Below are 17449 nucleotides of genomic sequence, written 5' to 3'. Positions count from 1 at the left end.
TGGGTCATCCCTGACTGTTGTTCTCGTGACGGGGCTCGTGACGGAGGGAGCGCTCGATGGCCTCGCGCAGGACCTGGCGGTCGTCGAAGGCCCGTACCACTCCGGCGATGTCCTGGCCCTGCTCATGGCCCTTGCCGGCGATCAGCACGGTGTCGTCGGCCCGGGCGCGGGAGACGACGGTGGCGATGGCGGAGGCGCGGTCGGCCTCCACCAGGACGTCGCCGCGCTCGTGGATCGGCACCTCGGCGGCGCCGGCGAGCATCGCGGCGAGGATCGCGAGCGGGTCCTCGGAACGGGGGTTGTCCGAGGTCAGTACGGCGGTGTCGGCGAGCCGGGCGGCGGCCGCGCCCATCGGCCCGCGCTTGGTCTCGTCGCGGTCGCCACCGCAGCCGAGGACGATGTGCACCTTGCCCCGGGTGACCTTGCGCAGGGAGCGCAGGACCGATTCGACGGCGTCCGTCTTGTGGGCGTAGTCGACGACGGCGAGATAGGGCTGGCCCGCATCCACGCGCTCCAGCCTCCCCGGTACCCCGGGGACCGCCGCGATGCCGTCGGCGGCGGTCTGCGGGTCGATCCCGGCCACGGCCAGGGTGACGACCGCGGCCAGGGTGTTGGCGACGTTGAACGGCCCAGGCAGCGGCGCCTCGGCGCTGACCCGCTCGCCCTTGGGACCGACCACGGTGAACGTGGACCCGTGCGAGCCGACCTCGACGTCCTCGGCGCGCCAGTCGGCGTCCGGATGGCCCTCGGCGGAGAAGGTGGTGACCGGGACGGTCGCCTCGTCGACGAGGCGGCGGCCGTACGGGTCGTCGAGGTTCACGACGCCGGTCCTGGAACGCAGCGGGGTGAACAGCTGCGCCTTCGCCTGGAAGTAGTCCTCCATGCCGGAGTGGAACTCCATGTGCTCCGGGCTGAGGTTGTTGAAGACGGCCACGTCGAACACACAGCCGTCGACCCGGCCGAGCACCAGGGCGTGGCTGGAGACCTCCATGGCGACCGACTCGACGCCGCGCTCCCGCATGACGGCGAAGAGGGCCTGTAGGTCGGTGGCTTCCGGAGTGGTGCGCTCCGACTTGATGCGCTCGTCCCCGATCCGCATCTCCACGGTGCCGATCAGGCCGGTACGGTGGCCCGCTCCGCGCAGCCCGCCCTCGACGAGATACGCCGTGGTGGTCTTGCCCGAGGTGCCGGTGATGCCGATCTGGAGCAGATCGGCGCCGGGGCGGCCGTAGATCTCCGCGGCGAGCTCTCCCATACGCCCCCGCGGGTCGGGGACGACGAGGACCGGCAGTCCGGTGGCCGTGGCCCGGTCGACGCCCGCCGGGTCGGTGAGGATCGCGGCCGCGCCGAGGTCCGCCGCCTGGGCGGCGAAGTCGGCGCCGTGGAAGCGGGCGCCGGGCAGAGCGGCGTACACGTCCCCGGGGCGTACCGCCCGCGAGTCGTGCGTGATGCCGGTCGCTTCTCCGGGGCCCGTACCCTCCCCCTCCCCCGGGGCCTCGGCGCCCAGCCGGGCGGCCAGCTCCGCGAGGGAGGTCGGGCGTACCCGGTCCGGACGGGGCGTCCCAGGCTGGTTCACAGGGGCGTCCTCAGGGGTGGTTCTGTACTGATCAGCGTGTGGCACGGCGGTGAGCGTACCGGGCTCTGCGGGCCGCGAGCCACGTGAGGGGGGCTCGTGCGCGGCGGGGTCACGGTGGTTCCCGGAATCGGGGGTGATCGTTGTCACTGGGTCTTTCCCTGGGGTCACTCGCCGGGTTTGAAGGTGACCGGCAGCCGGGCGGGTTCACTGCCGGTCGGAGCGACCTGCAGCGTCTTGAGAGCGAACTCCATGACCTTCTTGTAGATGGGTCCGCAGATCTGTCCGCCGAAGTAACTGCCCTTGGTGGGGTTCTGGATGGCGCAGTAGACGGTGATCTGCGGGGCGTCGGCGGGCGCGAAGCCCGCGAAGGAGGCGGTGTACCCCTTGTAGCGGCCCAGCTCGGGGTCGACCCGGTTGGCCGTACCTGTCTTGCCCGCGACGCGGTAGCCGGGGATGCGGGCCTTGGTGCCCGTACCCTCCTCGTTGCCGACCACCGACTCCAGCATGGCGGCGACGGTCTTCGCGGTCTTCTCGCTGACCACGCGGGTCTTCTTGGGGGCAGGCGCCGCGGTGAAGCGCCCGTCGGGGCCCTTCGTACCGCGGATCAGCGTGGGTTCGATCCGTACGCCGCCGTTGGCGATGGTCGAGTAGACCGAGGCGGCCTGCATCGCGTTGAGGGAGAGGCCCTGGCCGAACGGGATCGTGTACTGCTGCGAGGTGGACCAGTCCTGCGGCTTGGCGAGGATGCCCTGCGTCTCGCCGGGGAAGCCGAGACCGGTCGGGCGGCCGATGCCGAATTTGCTCAGATACGAGTGGAGGACGCTGTTGGCCTCGGGCTGGGTCTTGCCGAGCTGGCCGGACGCCAGGATGGTGCCGATGTTGCTGGACTTGGCGAGGACGCCGTTGAGCGTCAGGTACCAGGTGGGGTGGTCGATGTCGTCCTTGAAGAGCCGGTCGCCGCGGTGCAGCCGGTTGGGCACGACGACATGGGTGCCGGGGGTGGCGGCCTTCTCCTCCAGTACGGCGGCCATGGACATCACCTTGCTGGTGGAGCCCGGTTCGTACACGTCCTGGAGCGCCGCGTTGCCCATGGAGGCCGCGTTGGCCTCGGAGAGGTCGTTGGGGTCGAAGCCCGGGGCGTTGGCCATCGCGAGGACCTCGCCGGTCCTGGTGTTCTGGACCATCACATAGCCGCGGTCCGCCTGCGACGCCCGCACCTGGTCCGCGATGGCCTGCTGGGCGGCCCACTGGATGTCCCGGTCGATGGTCAGCTCGATGTCGGAGCCGGGCACCGCGGGCTTCTCCCGCGAGCTCGCGGTGGGGACGCGGCGGCCACCGGACTGCGCGTACGTGACCTCGCCGTCCTTGCCCGCCAGCTCCTCGTCGAGCATGGACTCCACACCGCCGGCGCCGCGCCCGGCGGCGTTGACGTACCCCAGTATCCCCGCGGCGAGCTCACCGTTGGGGTACACCCGTTTGCTGCTGGGCTCCTGGAAGACACCGGCCAGCACATTGACGCCCGGGCCGCCGGCCGCCTTGTCCTTGGCCGCCTTCGCGGCCAGCACTCCCCTGAGGTCCTTGATCTGGTTCCACACCTGCGGGGTCTGGCGGCGGGCCAGCACCGTGTAGCGCGACTTGGGGACCGTGAGCTTCTTCACCAGGGCACCGCCGTCCACCCCGAGGATCGGGGAGAGCAGCGCGGCCGCCTGCTCGGCGGCGTCCGGGGCCTTGCTGGTGCCGGGGGTGAACATCAGCGGGTCGGCGGTGATGTCGTACGCGTCGACGCTGTCGGCGAGGGCGATCCCGGAGCGGTCGGTGATCTCTCCGCGCTCCGCCGCGATCTTGTGGCTGAGATACCGGTTCTTCTCCGCCTTGGCGGCGTACGCGCTCGCGTCGACGGCCTGCACCTGGAGCAGCCGGACGACGAACGCCAGCATGACGAGCGTCAGGCCGAGGCTGACCAGCCGCAGCCGGGGGCGGGGGCTGCCCAGCCGGATCCGGCGCGCTCCACGCGGCGCCGAGGCCGGGCGGCGGGCGGCGGGCCGGGCGCGTCCGCCGTTGCCGGGGCGCGCGGGGCCCGGCACCCGGCGGCGCGGTGGTTCCTTGGGGGGCACTGCGTCACCTGCCGGAGGTCGTCGGGGCCGGCTTGCCGGATGTCTGTGCGGAGGCGGACGGGGAGACGGAAGGCGAGGCGGGCACCGGAGCACCGGCCGGGCGGGAGGCCGGGGGCGACACCGGAACCGGCAGGACGGGCGCGGGCCAGCGCGCCGCGGGCGGCGCCGCCCCCATGACCGACGGCTGTACGGGGGGCAGCGCCTCGGCCTCGTGCGGGGAGCCGCTGACCGTACCGTCGGGGTTGAGGAAGGCGGGGCTGCCGCCGGGCACCATGCCGAGCCGGCGGGCCCGGCGCTCCAGGGCGTACGGCGCGGAGAGGTCGTCCACGTCCCGCTGGAGCGCCTGCTCCTGGTCGGTGAGGTCGGTGGTCCGCTTCTTGAGCTCGCTCAGCTGGAACGAGCCCTCGTTGAGGGAGGAGTTCAGCAGCAGCAGGGTGATCAGGCCGCCGCCTAGGAGCAGCACGACCAGCAGGACGAAGGGCGTGCGGGCCGCCGAGCTGGCCCCGGAGGGCATCAGCCGGGCGAGCCGGGCGGCCCGCCCCTTCAACTGCTTGGCCGGTCCGCTCACAGAACGTCCTCCCGGATCCGCTGCGCCCCCCGCAGCCGGGCGGGGGCCGCGCGGCGGTTCTCGGCGACCTCTTCCTCCGTGGGGAGCTCGGCGCCGCGGGTGAGCAGGGTGAGGCGGGGCTGATAGCGCTCGGGGACGACGGGCAGGCCGGGCGGCGCGGTGTTGGCGGCGCCCGCCGCGAAGACCTGCTTGACCAGCCGGTCTTCCAGCGAGTGGTACGAGAGGACGGCCATCCGGCCGCCGACGGCGAGGGTCTTCACGGCCGCGGGGATCGCCTGCTCCAGGACGGACAGCTCGCCGTTGACCTCGATGCGCAGGGCCTGGAAGGTGCGCTTGGCGGGGTTGCCCCCGGTGCGCTTGGCGGCCTGCGGCAGGGCGTCGCGGATCAGCTCGACGAGCCGGGCGCTGTAGGTGAAGGGCTCCTTCTCGCGCTCCTTGACGACCGCGGAGACGATCCGCTTGGCCTGCTTCTCCTCGCCGTACGCGCGCAGGATCCGCACCAGTTCGCCGGGCGGATAGGTGTTGAGGACCTCGGCGGCGCTGACCCCGGCCGTCTGGTCCATCCGCATGTCGAGCGGGGAGTCCTGGGCGTAGGCGAAGCCGCGGTCCGTCTCGTCGAGCTGCATGGAGGAGACACCGAGGTCGAACAGGACGCCCTGGACCCGGGGGATCCCCAGCCGGGCGAGGACCTCGGGCAGCTCGTCGTACACGGCGTGCACGAGGGTGGCCCGGTCGCCGAACGGGGCGAGCCGCTCACCGGAGAGCCGCAGCGCCTCCTTGTCCCGGTCGAGCGCGACCAGCCGTACGGAGGGGAACGTGGCGAGCAGTGCCTCGCTGTGCCCGCCGAGGCCGAGGGTGCAGTCGACGACGACCGCTCCCGGCTCGGCGAGGGCGGGGGCCAGCAGGTCCAGGCACCGCTGGAGCATCACAGGGACATGGCGGACGTCGTTCATGCGCGCCCCTCACGGAGGTCGGGGCGGCCGCCGGGCTCGGCACAGCCGCAGGGCTCGGGACGGCGTTCCGCGGGCGCACGGCTTTCCATGACTCGCTCGCTGCGCTCGCTCATGCGCCCTCTCAGGTCCGGCGCGGCCGTACGTACTGCCTGGTCCCCGCCCGCTCAGAAGGGGAGGTGGTCCGCCGGCGCCGGAAAGGGGCGTCGGCCGACCGGCGAGCGGGAGGAGGCCGAGCCGCACGTACGCCGCACACGCGGGGAAATCGGGATGTGTTCGCGAGGTGTCCGTGAACTTCGCGTCACTTTAGTCCACAGGCCCTTGCGGTCAATCAACCGGCCAGCGCGTCGCACGGGTCACTCGTCAGAGGGTCATAAACAGCACAGTTCGCCCGTTCGGACGACACCCATTCGCCCCTGTGGGTTAGCTCACAACAAGCCATGTTGATGTTCTTTGTCCTGTCCCACAGCAGGCTTCACCGTCACGTGACCATTACCGTCATAGGTATGTCGACTTCCGCACACTTCCCCGCAGAGCCCGCCGGGGCTCCCGCCGGTGCGGCCCGCACCGGCGGGACGGTCACCGACCGGCTCATCGAGGCAAACCACCGCTACGCCGCCGGGTTCGGCGACCCGGGGATGGACGCGCGACCCGTGCTGCAGGTCGCCGTCGTCGCCTGCATGGACGCCAGGCTCGACCTGCACGACGCCCTGGGGCTTTCCCTCGGTGACTGCCATACCATTCGCAACGCGGGCGGCGTGGTCACCGACGACGTCATCCGCTCCCTCACCATCAGCCAGCGGGCGCTGGGCACTCGCAGCGTCGTCCTCATTCATCACACCGGCTGCGGCCTGGAAAGCCTCACCGAGGAATTCCGGCACGAACTGGAGATGGAGGTCGGACAGCGGCCCGCCTGGGCCGTGGAGGCGTTCCGCGACGTCGACCAGGATGTACGGCAGTCGATGCAGCGCATCAGGACCTCACCCTTCCTGCCGCACACGGATGACATACGCGGGTTCGTGTTCGACGTGAAGACGGGCCTGTTGAGGGAGATCGACCCGGCCGGCTGAGGGCGAGGCCGGACAAGAAAAACGGCAAATCCGACTTACCGTACCCACTTATCCACAGGCGAGTGACACGAAGCGGTAACGGCAACAAGAATGCGTCTGTGACAGCGTTCCGGAACCTTCCGGAGGCGGTGTCCGTGTTTCGGGGTGGGCCGGGCCGTCTGATGAGCATCGGCCCGTAGTAAGGGCCGAGGAGGGCCGGGTGACGACCTATGACGATCGAGCGAGCCTCACTGATCTGACCACCACAGCGGAGCGTGTCCGCACATCGGTGGAGGGTGTGATCGAGGGCAAGCCTGAGGTCGTACGGCTTTCGCTGACCGTGCTGCTCGCCGAGGGACATCTTCTGATCGAGGATGTCCCCGGCGTGGGCAAGACCATGCTGGCCAAAGCGCTCGCGCGCTCCATCGACTGTTCGGTGCGGCGTATTCAGTTCACCCCCGACCTGCTGCCGTCCGACATCACCGGGGTGTCGATCTACGACCAGCAGCGGCGGGACTTCGAGTTCAAACCGGGCGCGATCTTCGCCCAGATCGTGATCGGCGACGAGATCAACCGCGCCTCGCCCAAGACCCAGTCCGCGCTGCTGGAGTCGATGGAGGAGCGCCAGGTCACCATCGACGGGCAGACCTACGAACTGCCCAGCCCCTTCATGGTGGTGGCCACGCAGAACCCCGTGGAGATGGAGGGCACGTATCCGCTGCCCGAGGCGCAGCGCGACCGCTTCATGGCCCGGGTGTCGATCGGCTACCCGAGCCCGGAGGCCGAGCTGCAGATGCTGGACGTTCATGGCGGGATCTCGCCGCTGGACGACCTCCAGCCGGTGGCCCACGCGCACGACATCGTGAAGCTGATCGACGCGGTGCGCACGGTCCATGTCGCCGATTCCGTACGGCGGTACGCCGTCGAACTGGTCGGGGCGACCCGTAACCACCCGGATCTCAGACTCGGGGCGTCGCCGCGCGCGACGCTCCATCTGCTGCGCGCCGCCAAGGCCTCCGCCGCGCTGAGCGGGCGGGAGTACGCACTGCCCGACGATGTGCAGGCCCTGGCGGTGGCGGTGCTGGCGCACCGTCTGCTGCCCACGGCCCAGGCACAGCTGAACCGGCGTACCGCCGAGCAGGTCGTGCTGGAGATCCTGCAGCGCATCCCCGTGCCCACCGCGGACGGCGGCCACGGTGCGGGACGTCCGGCGCCCGGCGCCCGGATCTACGGCCAGCAGCCCGGCGCACGGCGGCTGTGATGGCAGCCGGGGGGCCGGTCACCCCGGACGGCGAGGACGGGGGCGGGCTGCGGGCCGCGCTGTCCGGACTGACCACCCGCGGCCGGTCGTTCCTCGCCGCCGGGGTCGCGGCGGCTGTCTGCGCCTTTGTCCTGGGCCAGTCCGATCTGCTGCGGGTCGGGTTCCTGCTCGCCGTGCTGCCGCTGATCTGTGTGGCGGTCCTGTACCGCACGCGCTACCGGGTCGCGGGCAGCAGGCGGCTGTCGCCCTCCCGGGTGCCCGCGGGGTCCGAGGCGCGGGTGCATCTGCGGATGGACAACGTGACGCGTATGCCCACCGGTCTGCTGATGCTCCAGGACCATGTGCCGTACGTGCTCGGCCCGCGCCCCCGGTTCGTACTGGACCGGGTGGAGCCGGGCGGCCGCCGCGAGGTGTCGTACCGGGTCCGGTCGGATCTGCGCGGGCGCTATCCGCTCGGACCGCTCCAGCTGCGGCTGAACGACCCCTTCGGGATGTGTGAGCTGACCCGCTCGTTCAGCGCGTACGACACCCTGACCGTCATCCCGCGCACCGAACCGCTGCCGCCGGTGCGGCTCGCGGGCGAGTCCTCGGGATACGGGGACGGACGGCAGCGCTCGCTGTCGCTGGCCGGCGAGGACGATGTGATCCCGCGCGGCTACCGGCACGGCGACGATCTGCGCCGGGTGCACTGGCGCTCCACGGCCCGCTACGGCGAGCTGATGGTGCGCCGCGAGGAGCAGCCGCAGCGGGCCAGGTGCACGGTGCTGCTGGACACCCGGCAGCTCGCCTACGAAGGCGCTGGCCCGGACTCGGCGTTCGAATGGGCGGTGTCGGGCGCGGCCTCCGCGCTGGTGCACATGCTGGAACGGGGCTTCGCGGTACGGCTGTTGACGGACACGGGCAGTTCGGTGCCCGGCGCGGGGGCCGAGGGCTTCGCCGGGGCGACCCAGGACTCCGCCGACTCGGCCGGACTGATGATGGACACCCTCGCGGTCGTCGACCACTCCGACGGGGCGGGCCTCTCCCGTGCGTACGACGTACTGCGCGGCGGCACCGAAGGGCTGCTGGTGGCCTTCTTCGGTGATCTGGACGAGGCACAGGCCGCCGTGGCGGCAAGGATGCGGCTGCGCAGCGGCGCCGCCGTCGCCTTCGTGCTCGACAGCGACGGGTGGGCGCAGGGCGGCGAGCCCGGCGACCGCGCCGAGGCGCGGCTGCGGCAGCTGCGGGAGGCCGGCTGGACGGCCCTCCCCGTGACCTCGGGGGCGGCGCTGCCCGACCTGTGGCGGCAGGCCGCGCGGCAGCGCTCCGAATCGGCCGTCGCGGGCGGTTCGACAGGCTTCTCCGGAGGATGGTCATGAGCGGTCGTGGAAGGCTGGCGCTGTGCTCCTTCGCCGCCACGCTGATGGCGGCGGGCGCTCTGATCCCGCTGGTCAAGCCGGACGCCTGGCTGGTGCACGCCGCGATCATGGTGGCGGTCATGGGCGGGGTGGGGGCGCTGGCCCGGCGGGTTCCGCTGGCGCGGGCGCTGACGGTGGCGCTCCAGGCCGTCGCTGCCCTGCTGATGCTCACGGTGGTCTTCGCCGGCGATCAGGCGTTCCTCGGCATCGTCCCGACGCCCGAGGTCTTCGAGCAGTTCGGCCGGCTCCTGACGGCGGGCGGCGAGGACGTCGGACGGTATTCGATCCCGGCGCCGCCGACCGACGGCATCAGGCTGATGCTGATCGGCGGCGTGCTGGTCATCGGGCTCGCGGTGGACGCGCTCGCGGTGACCTTCCGCAGCGCGGCCCCGGCCGGGCTGCCGCTGCTCGCGCTGTACTCGGTCGCCGCGGGGCTCTCCGGCGGGGCCGGGGGCGGGCTGTGGTTCCTGGTCGCGGCCGCCGGCTATCTGCTCTTGCTGCTGGCCGAGAGCCGGGACCGGCTCTCCCAGTGGGGCCGGGTGTTCGGCGGCGCGCCGCGCACGCAGGGCCGGGTCTCGGGCGGTCTGGACTCGGCGGGCGGCTCCGCGCTCGCCCCGGTCCGTACCGGCCGCCGGATCGGTGTGGTGGCGCTGGGGATAGCGCTGGCGGTGCCGGCGGCGCTGCCCGCCCTGGACGGCGGACTGCTGGGCGGCACGGGGAACGGGAAAGGCTCGGGGGTGGGCGGCGGGGGCACCATTTCCGCGGTGAACCCGCTGGTCTCGCTCCAGGACAATCTGAACCAGCCGGAGGACCGCGAGGCGCTGCGCTACAAGACCAACGCGGAGAACACCCAGAACTTGTATCTGCGGATCATGTCGCTGGACAAGTTCGACGGGGCGTCCTGGCGGTTCTCGCAGCGCAATGTGGAGGACGTCCCCGACCGGCTGCCCGGGGTGCCGGGTCTGGACGGCGATGTCGGCACCACCGAGATCACGACCGCCATCTCGGCCGCCGGCTGGTACCGGCAGAACTATCTGCCGATGCCCTATCCGGCGACCAATGTGAAGATCGACGGACGCTGGCGCTTCGAGCCCACGGGCCGGACGCTGGTGGGCGACCGCGGGCAGTCGACGCGGGGCGCGCAGTACGAGGTCGGCAGTCTGCTGGTGAACCCGACCAGGGAGCAGCTGGCCTCGGCGCCCGCTCCCCCGTCCGCCATTCAGCGTGAATACACCCAGGTTCCGGCGATCCTGCCGGACGTGGTGAAGTCGACCGCGCTGGACATCACGGCGGGGGCGACGAGCAACTACGAGAAGGCCGTCAAGCTGCAGGACTGGTTCGCGGTGGACGGCGATTTCACGTATGACACCCAGGTGAACTCGGGCACCGGGGTCATGGCGATCACCAACTTCCTGAAGGACAAGGAAGGCTTCTGCGTCCACTTCTCCTTCACGATGGCCGCGATGGCCCGCACGCTGGGCATTCCGGCGCGGGTCGCGGTGGGCTTCACCCCGGGCACCCCGCAGGCGGACGGCAGCATGTCCGTCGGGCTGCGGGACGCGCACGCCTGGCCCGAGCTGTACTTCGAAGGGGTCGGGTGGACGCGGTTCGAACCGACCCCGAGCCGGGGCAGCGCGCCCTCCTACACCCTGCCGGAGGCGCCGTCCGACGGGCCGAGCGACGCGGCGCAGCCCGACGCCAGCACCTCGGCCGCACCGTCCTCGGCGCCGTCCGTCTCGGACAGCTGCCCGGCACAGGAACGGCGGCTGGGTGAGTGCGACGCGGCCACGGCCGACGGGGCGCTGCCCCCGGCGGACGGGGGCTTCCCGTGGAAGACGGTGCTCTGGGTCCTCCTGGGCGTGCTGGCGGCGGCCCTGCTGCTGTCGCTGCCCCTGCTGTGGCGGATCTGGATCCGGGCCCAGCGGCTGGGCTCCGGTGGACGTGCGCCGGCGGATACCACGGCGCGGACGCTCGGAGCCTGGCGAGAAATCACCGATACGGCCTGGGATCACGGCATCCTGCCGGACGATTCGCAGACGCCCCGGAAGGCGGCGGCCAGGATCGTGCGGCTGGGCCGGCTCGCGGGACCGCCGGCCGAGGCGGTGCACCGGGTGGCCGGCGCGGTGGAGCAGGTGCTGTACGCGCCGGATCCACGGCCCGCGACGGGTCTCGCCGATGACGCCCGGCGGGTCCGGGAGGGACTGGGAGTCTCGGCCGGCGAGTGGATCCGTCTGCGCGCACTTCTCGCCCCGCGCTCGTCCAAACGGGTGATATGGGCCGCCTCGGAGCGCTGGGCGGCGCTCGCGGCCCGCTGGGAAAGCCGTCCGGACCTCCTCCGGTGGACGGCCGTGACCCGCCTGCTCCCCTCCCGGCAGCGCGGCTGACGGCGGAGGGCCGAGGGCAGACGGCTGAGGGGCGAACGCGTCGCGCGTTCGCCCCTCAGCCGTACTGGCTCAACTGGCTCGATCTGAGAACCTCAGGGCCTTACTGGCCCTGTTCGTCACGGCGGCGCTGCCACCGCTGCTCGATCCGGTTCATCATCGAGCGACGTGGCCTGGGATGTCGTCGGTCGGCCGTACTGCCGCCCGTCGCGTGTTGCTCGCCCGGTTTGGGCGCCTTGCGCCAGCCGGTGACCGCCAGGACCGCACAGCCCAGCATGACGAGGAACCCCACCACGCTGATCCAGATCTGCTGGGCGACCATTCCGGCCATGAGGAGCGCGATACCTACCAGGAAGCCGGCGACCGCCTGATAGACCCGTCGCCGGGTGTATGTACGCAGCCCGCTTCCCTCAAGCGCTGTCGCGAACTTGGGATCTTCGGCGTACAGCGCTCGCTCCATTTGCTCGAGCATTCGCTGCTCGTGCTCCGAGAGCGGCACGGAGTCCTCCTAGTCGTCGGTCGCGGGGGGCGACCGGTATGCGGCCCCTTCAAGGATAGGCAGGGAATCGCCCCCGTGAAACCCGCCCTCAACGCCATTTCGCTATTCCGGGCCGCCATGTCGGCTCGGCCGCTGAGGCGTTGATTCCCCAACCTTCGATCCGTCATGCCGGATGGTGTACCCCGATCATACGGCGCCGAGCGCTCCGCTGGGGGGCCTGTGGCGCACTCCATGCGCGGCTACGTCGCTGATCAGCCACGCGATCAGCGCTCCTGGCGGCCTTCCGAGGGCCTCCGGACGGCTTCCGGATCGCTTCCCGAGCGTTTCCTGAGCATGTCCCGAGCGGCGGCCGGCCGCACGCGGTCAGCCGCGCTTCTCGCCCAGGACATGCAGCTGGGTGGCGACGGAGTGGAACGCGGGCAGCTCGGCGGCCGCCGCCTCCAGCTTCAGCAGGGCGTCCAGCGCCCCCGGCTGGGTGTCCACCAGGCCGCCGGGGACCAGGTCGGAGAAGACCCGTACGCCGTGCACGGCCCCGACCCGCAGACCGGCCGCGCCGACCAGGTCGGTGAGCTGCTCCGCGCTGAAACGCCTGGGCACCGGGTCGCCCTCGCCCCAGCGTCCCGCCGGGTCGGTCAGCGCCTGCCTGGCCTCGTTGAAGTGGCCGGCCAGCGCCCTGGCCAGCACGGCGCCGCCCAGGCCCGCGGCGAGCAGGCTGAGCGCCCCGGCCGGGCGGAGCGCCTCGACGGCGTTCCGCACGCCCTCGGCCGGGTCGTCCACGTACTCCAGGACGCCATGGCACAGCACGGCGTCGAAGCCGCCGCGCTCGACCACGTCGAAGAGACCGTGGATGTCTCCCTGCACGCCACGGACCCGCTCGGCGACGCCCGCCTCCGCCGCCCGGCGCTCCAGCGCGAAGAGCGCGTTCGGACTGGGGTCGACCACCGTCACCCGGTGCCCCAGACGGGCGACGGGCACCGCGAAGTTGCCCGTGCCCCCGCCGGTGTCGAGCACATCCAGGGTGTCCGTCCCCGCCACCTTGGCCCGGCGGTCGAGCGCGTCCTTGAGGACCTCCCAGACCACGGCGGTACGGAGGGAGCCGCGGGGGCGCGATGACGTCTCCCCACCGAAGGCGGGGGATGGGTCCGACACGGCAGTTGACTCCTCGGCGCGGTGCCGCCCCTGGTGGCGGGGCGTGAACGGTGCAGGTTCCGCCCACCCTATTGCCTCGGCCGTCCGTCCCGGTCACCCAGCGGCATCGCCCCGGCGTGGCTCGTCGGACCTGGGCCGGGGCAGCGCCGGGTCGAGCGCCAGCAGCCGTTCCACCAGGCGCAGGAACAGGGCCGCGTCGCGCAGCAGATCGTCGGCGTCGCGGTGGCCGGCCGCGCCCCGTATGCCCGCCTCGGCGCGCGCCCTGCGTGTGGCGCCCGAGGCGAAGAGGGCGCTCCATTCGGACAGCTCGGGCGCGATCTCGGGGAGGACCTCCCAGGCGCTTCTGATGCGCCTGCGCCGCTGTGTGGTGGTCTCCGGGCGGCCGCGGGCCGCCAGCACCGCGGCGGCGGTGCGCAGGGCGGCGAGATGGGCGGTGGCGTAGCGCTCGTTCGGAGTGTCCAGGGCGGCGGCCTCGTCGAGTCCGCCGCGGGCCTGGGCGAGCAGATCGAGGGCGGCGGGCGGCGCCGTGGCCCGCCGCAGGACGGGGTGGACATCGCTCGGCGGTCCGGTCAGTGAGGGGGCAGGGCCGCCAGTAGGGCGCCGGTGCGCGGCACCGGCGTGCGAGCTGGCCATGACGAACCTCCTGTCGTCGTGTGACGGCGCTGTGGCCGTATGTGTCCATCCTGAAGGGCCCCACTGACAATCGGCCCTGACCTGCGGCTTTGCTTCGCTCGCACGTTCGGAGTAGTTTTTGCACTGACTGGTCAGTACAAAAATCCGACAGTGGTGAGGGTGAGGGCACGTGGACAACCAAGTCGACGGCCGGGACGGCGCCGCGGCCGTCACCGCGGAGGACTTCGGGCTCAAGGGCCCGCGTGGCTGGGCGTTCCGCCATGTCCGGGTCCATGCCGGGCCCGGCACGGTCGTCGCGATCGAAGGCCCCTCGGGCTCCGGCCGTACCTGTCTGCTCCTCGCGCTCACCGGCCGGATGCGCCCCACCGAGGGCCGCGCCGACGTCGGCGGTCTGCCGCTGCCGCGCGGCATGGCCGCCGTACGCCGGATCAGCGCCCTCGGCCCGGTCCCCGGCGTCAGCGATCTCGATCCGGCCCTGACCCTCGCCGAGCATCTGCGCGAACGCGCCCTGCTCCAGCGGCGGTTCGGCGGACGCCTGCGGGCCCTGCTGCGGCCACGCGCCGAGCGGGCCGCCGAGGCACGCGGCCGGATCGACGCCGCACTGGCGGCGGCGGGACTCGACACGGCCACCCTGCCGAAGGGCGAGCGCACCTCGGTGCGCGACCTGGAGCGGCTGGAGGCGCTGCGCCTCTCGGTGGCCCTCGCGCTGATCGGCCGGCCACGGCTGCTGGCCGTCGACGATCTGGACCTCAAACTCTCCGACGCCGACCGCGCCGAGGCCTGGAGGCTGCTGCGGTCCGTCGCCGACGGCGGCACGACCGTGCTCGCCGTGTGCAGCCAGGCGTCCGAGGACGCGGACACCGTCATCCGTACGGACGAGCGCGCCGGGAAGCCCGCGGAGCACACCACGGACGGCACCGCGAAGACCACCACACAGACCGAGGAGGGTGCAGCCGATGCGCTCGCCGAGACTCGCCGCGCTTGAGCTGAAGCGGTTCGGCAGGGGAAGGCTGCCGCGCGCCGCGCTCGTCGCGATCACGCTGCTGCCGTTGCTCTACGGCGCGCTCTATCTCTGGTCCTTCTGGGATCCGTACGGCCGGCTCGACCGGATACCCGTCGCGCTCGTCAACGACGACCGGGGCGCCACCGCCGGGGGACAGAAGATCACGGCCGGCGACGAGATCACCCGTGGTCTGCGCGACAGCGAGGTCTTCGACTGGCACGAAGTGAGCGCGGCCGAGGCCCGCGCGGGCGTGGAGAACGGCTCGTACTACCTCTCCCTGACCATGCCCGCCGACCTCAGCCGGCGGATCGCCTCCAGTTCCGGCGACGTGCCCGAGACCGGCGCGCTCCAGGTGCGTACGAACGACGCCAACAACTACATCGTCGGCCAGATCTCCCGGACCGTGTTCTCCGAGGTGCGGACCGCCGCGTCGACGAACGCCTCCCGCTCCTTCCTCGACAAGATCTTCATCTCCTTCTCGGACATCCATGACGCCACCGAGAAGGCCGCCCGGGGCGCCGACCGGCTCAACGGCGGTATCGGGAAGGCCAAGAAGGGGTCCAAGGACCTCGTGGCCGGGCTGAAGACCGCCAAGGAGGGCAGCGGCGAGCTGGCCGGCGGGCTGAAGAAGCTCAACCGGGGCGCGGGCGACCTGGACACCGGCGCCCAACAGGTCGCCGACGGAACCCAGTCGCTCGCCGACAAGGTCAACGGGGTGGCGGCCGACGTCCGTCCGTACCTCAAGGACAACGGGAAGACGATCGCCGGTTCGGCGCGGCTGGTCGCGGACTCCTCACAGGCGATACGGGACAACCTCGGCCTGCTCGTGAAGGCCGCGCCCGCCGCTGCGGCCGGCGCCCACCGGGCCTCCACCGAGCTGACCACCGTCTACCGGGAGCGCTGCGAGGACCTTCCCGAACCGGACCCCGCCGCCTGCCCGCCGCTGGAGCGGGCCAAGGACGCCGCCGCCGATGTGGCCGGGGTCGCCGACGACGTCAACGCCCTGGTGAAGAACAACAACGGCGAGCTGACGGAGCTGGACGGCCATCTCGCCACGCTCCAGAAGCAGGCGGAGGCGCTGGCCGAGCGCGCCCCGCGACTGGACGAGGACCTGGAAGCCGCCGTCACCAAGATCAACGCGCTCAACACCGGCGCCCAGAAGGTCGCCAAGGGCGCGGACCGGCTGCACACCGGGCTCACCGACGCCAAGAAGGGCTCCGCCACCCTCGACACCGGCGTCGGCAAGCTCACGACCGGGGCGAGCACGCTCGACGGAGGGATCTTCACACTCGCCGACGGCTCGGCCGAACTGGCCGGAGGACTCAACGACGGCGTCGGCAGGATCCCCGACTACGACAAGAGCGACCGGGACCGGCGGACGGACGTGATGGCCGACCCCGTCCAGCTCGCGTCCCGGTCGCTGCACCCGGCGCCCAACTACGGCACCGGCTTCGCCCCGTACTTCATCCCGCTCTCCCTCTGGGTCGGCGCGATGGTGGCCTACATGCTGATCCAGCCGCTGAACCGGCGCGCGCTGGCCGCCGGCGCCGCCGCCCGGCGCATCGCCCTGGCCGGCTGGCTGCCGGTCGCCGCGATCGGTCTGCTGCAGGTCGGCGCGCTGCTCTCCGTACTGCACTGGGCGATCGGCCTGGAGATGGCGCACGCCGCCGGGACGGTCGGCTTCCTGGTGCTGGTCACCTGCTGCTTCGCCGCGATCGTGCAGTGGCTGGGCGCCCGGTTCGGAGCGGCGGGCCGGATTCTCGTACTGGCGCTGCTGATGCTCCAGCTGACCTCGGCGGGAGGCACCTATCCCGTACAGACCAGTCCGGGGTTCTTCGGCGCCATCCACCCGTATCTGCCGATGAGTTACGTGGTCGACGCGCTGCGCAGACTCATCACGGGCGGCGGGCTCGGACCGGTCTGGCAGGCCTGCGCCGTCCTCACGGCGTTCACCGCCGGCGCGCTGGCGCTGACCGCCGTGTCGGCGCGGCGCAAGCAGGTGTGGACCTTCGACCGGCTCCACCCCGAGCTGAGCCTGTGAGCGGTCCCGGCGGACCCGGGAGGGCCGGACCTGTGAGAATCGTCGCCATGGACAGCAGCAGCACCCGCCGCCAGGCCACCCGGCAGAAGCTCTACGAGGCCGCCGTGACGCTCATCGCGGAGCAGGGCTTCTCGGCGACAACGGTGGACGAGATCGCCGAGCGCGCCGGGGTCGCCAAGGGCACCGTCTACTACAACTTCAAGAGCAAGACGGAGCTGTTCGAGGAGCTGCTGCGGCACGGCGTCGGGTTGCTCACCGCGTCCCTGCAGACCGCCGCCGACGAAACGGCGGAGCGCGGCGGCAGCAAGGTCGAGGCGCTGGACGCGATGATCAGGGCCGGTCTGGCCTTCATCGACCGCTATCCGGCCTTCACCCAGCTGTACGTCGCCGAGCTGTGGCGCACCAACCGGGCCTGGCAGTCGACCCTGCTGGTGGTGCGTCAGCAGGCGGTCGCCGTGGTCGAGACGGTGCTCAGGGAGGCCGTCGAGGGCGGTGAGCTGAGCGAGGAGATCGACATCCCGCTGACGGCGGCGGCGCTGGTCGGGATGGTGCTGGTGGCGGCCCTGGACTGGCAGGCGTTCCAGCCGGAGCGGTCGATCGACGAGGTGCACGCGGCGCTCTCGCGGCTGCTGCACGGACGGGTCGGCGGACGGTGAGGGAGCGAACGGCCAGGGGGCGGGCGGCCGACGGAACCTGCGGACGCTAACGACCTGGTGCACGATAGCCAGTGGATCAGCGAGCGGCGTCATGCGGCTTCGAATCCAAGGCGGAGGAGGGAGGCGACGCGGAGCGTCGTCGACTGACGACAACGCCGGAGGCGGAGTCGCA

The 17449-nt window shown here is 72.1% G+C and carries 14 protein-coding genes; 7 read left to right on the top strand and 7 right to left on the bottom strand.

Going from position 1 to position 17449, the window contains the following annotated elements; translation table 11 throughout:
• Positions 1 to 4: 4 nt before the first annotated feature.
• From ACFVWW_RS30785 to rsmH, 4 genes are read right to left on the bottom strand one after another with little or no spacing between them, the layout of a single operon-like run.
• Positions 5 to 1723: a UDP-N-acetylmuramoyl-L-alanyl-D-glutamate--2,6-diaminopimelate ligase gene (locus tag ACFVWW_RS30785; protein WP_386877837.1), complete on the bottom strand. Its 1719-nt coding sequence runs from the start codon at positions 1721 to 1723 to the stop codon at positions 5 to 7.
• Positions 1724 to 1740: 17 nt separating this feature from the next.
• Positions 1741 to 3690 (bottom strand): peptidoglycan D,D-transpeptidase FtsI family protein, encoded by a 1950-nt coding sequence (locus ACFVWW_RS30780; protein ID WP_386877838.1) that lies wholly within the window; start codon positions 3688 to 3690, stop codon positions 1741 to 1743.
• A 4-nt stretch (positions 3691 to 3694) separates the two neighbouring features.
• The gene (locus tag ACFVWW_RS30775) at positions 3695 to 4258 is read right to left on the bottom strand and encodes a hypothetical protein (RefSeq protein ID WP_386877839.1); all 564 of its coding nucleotides are present in this window, start codon (positions 4256 to 4258) and stop codon (positions 3695 to 3697) included.
• Entirely contained in the window at positions 4255 to 5211 is a 957-nt protein-coding gene (gene rsmH, locus ACFVWW_RS30770; protein ID WP_384193824.1) for a 16S rRNA (cytosine(1402)-N(4))-methyltransferase RsmH, read from the bottom strand. Before rsmH ends, ACFVWW_RS30775 begins: the two co-directional genes overlap by 4 nt.
• Before the next feature lie 437 nt (positions 5212 to 5648).
• On the opposite strand from rsmH, the gene ACFVWW_RS30765 reads away from it, so the two are divergent.
• From ACFVWW_RS30765 to ACFVWW_RS30750, 4 genes are all read left to right on the top strand, one after another.
• Positions 5649 to 6278 carry a beta-class carbonic anhydrase gene (locus ACFVWW_RS30765; protein ID WP_384193821.1) on the top strand — a complete coding sequence of 210 codons (630 nt, stop codon included), beginning with the start codon at positions 5649 to 5651 and terminating at the stop codon, positions 6276 to 6278.
• 199 nt (positions 6279 to 6477) lie between these two features.
• Positions 6478 to 7518 carry an AAA family ATPase gene (locus ACFVWW_RS30760; RefSeq protein WP_386877840.1) on the top strand — a complete coding sequence of 347 codons (1041 nt, stop codon included), beginning with the start codon at positions 6478 to 6480 and terminating at the stop codon, positions 7516 to 7518.
• On the top strand, positions 7518 to 8876 hold the full coding sequence (locus ACFVWW_RS30755; protein ID WP_384193816.1) for a DUF58 domain-containing protein: 1359 nt from the start codon (positions 7518 to 7520) through the stop codon (positions 8874 to 8876). The genes ACFVWW_RS30760 and ACFVWW_RS30755 overlap by 1 nt, the downstream gene beginning before the upstream one ends.
• Positions 8873 to 11299 carry a DUF3488 and DUF4129 domain-containing transglutaminase family protein gene (locus ACFVWW_RS30750; protein ID WP_386877841.1) on the top strand — a complete coding sequence of 809 codons (2427 nt, stop codon included), beginning with the start codon at positions 8873 to 8875 and terminating at the stop codon, positions 11297 to 11299. The genes ACFVWW_RS30755 and ACFVWW_RS30750 overlap by 4 nt, the downstream gene beginning before the upstream one ends.
• Before the next feature lie 100 nt (positions 11300 to 11399).
• Here ACFVWW_RS30750 and ACFVWW_RS30745 read toward each other — a convergent pair whose 3' ends face one another.
• From ACFVWW_RS30745 to ACFVWW_RS30735, 3 genes are all read right to left on the bottom strand, one after another.
• Complete coding sequence (locus ACFVWW_RS30745; protein ID WP_384192579.1) at positions 11400 to 11795, bottom strand: DUF3040 domain-containing protein; 396 nt, start codon at positions 11793 to 11795, stop codon at positions 11400 to 11402.
• Between the two features lie 363 nt (positions 11796 to 12158).
• Positions 12159 to 12875 carry a class I SAM-dependent methyltransferase gene (locus ACFVWW_RS30740; RefSeq protein ID WP_384192582.1) on the bottom strand — a complete coding sequence of 239 codons (717 nt, stop codon included), beginning with the start codon at positions 12873 to 12875 and terminating at the stop codon, positions 12159 to 12161.
• A gap of 162 nt (positions 12876 to 13037) precedes the next feature.
• Complete coding sequence (locus ACFVWW_RS30735; RefSeq protein WP_384192576.1) at positions 13038 to 13577, bottom strand: SAV_6107 family HEPN domain-containing protein; 540 nt, start codon at positions 13575 to 13577, stop codon at positions 13038 to 13040.
• A 169-nt stretch (positions 13578 to 13746) separates the two neighbouring features.
• On the opposite strand from ACFVWW_RS30735, the gene ACFVWW_RS30730 reads away from it, so the two are divergent.
• From ACFVWW_RS30730 to ACFVWW_RS30720, 3 genes are read left to right on the top strand one after another with little or no spacing between them, the layout of a single operon-like run.
• Positions 13747 to 14562 carry an ATP-binding cassette domain-containing protein gene (locus ACFVWW_RS30730; RefSeq protein ID WP_386877842.1) on the top strand — a complete coding sequence of 272 codons (816 nt, stop codon included), beginning with the start codon at positions 13747 to 13749 and terminating at the stop codon, positions 14560 to 14562.
• Positions 14534 to 16621: a YhgE/Pip family protein gene (locus tag ACFVWW_RS30725; protein WP_386877843.1), complete on the top strand. Its 2088-nt coding sequence runs from the start codon at positions 14534 to 14536 to the stop codon at positions 16619 to 16621. Before ACFVWW_RS30730 ends, ACFVWW_RS30725 begins: the two co-directional genes overlap by 29 nt.
• A 47-nt stretch (positions 16622 to 16668) precedes the next feature.
• Positions 16669 to 17277 carry a TetR/AcrR family transcriptional regulator gene (locus ACFVWW_RS30720; RefSeq protein ID WP_384192567.1) on the top strand — a complete coding sequence of 203 codons (609 nt, stop codon included), beginning with the start codon at positions 16669 to 16671 and terminating at the stop codon, positions 17275 to 17277.
• Positions 17278 to 17449 lie beyond the last annotated feature (172 nt).

It is taken from the genome of Streptomyces sp. NPDC058198 (assembly GCF_042882605.1).
GTDB lineage: Bacteria > Actinomycetota > Actinomycetes > Streptomycetales > Streptomycetaceae > Streptomyces.
This window is presented reverse-complemented; position numbering and strand designations above follow the sequence as displayed.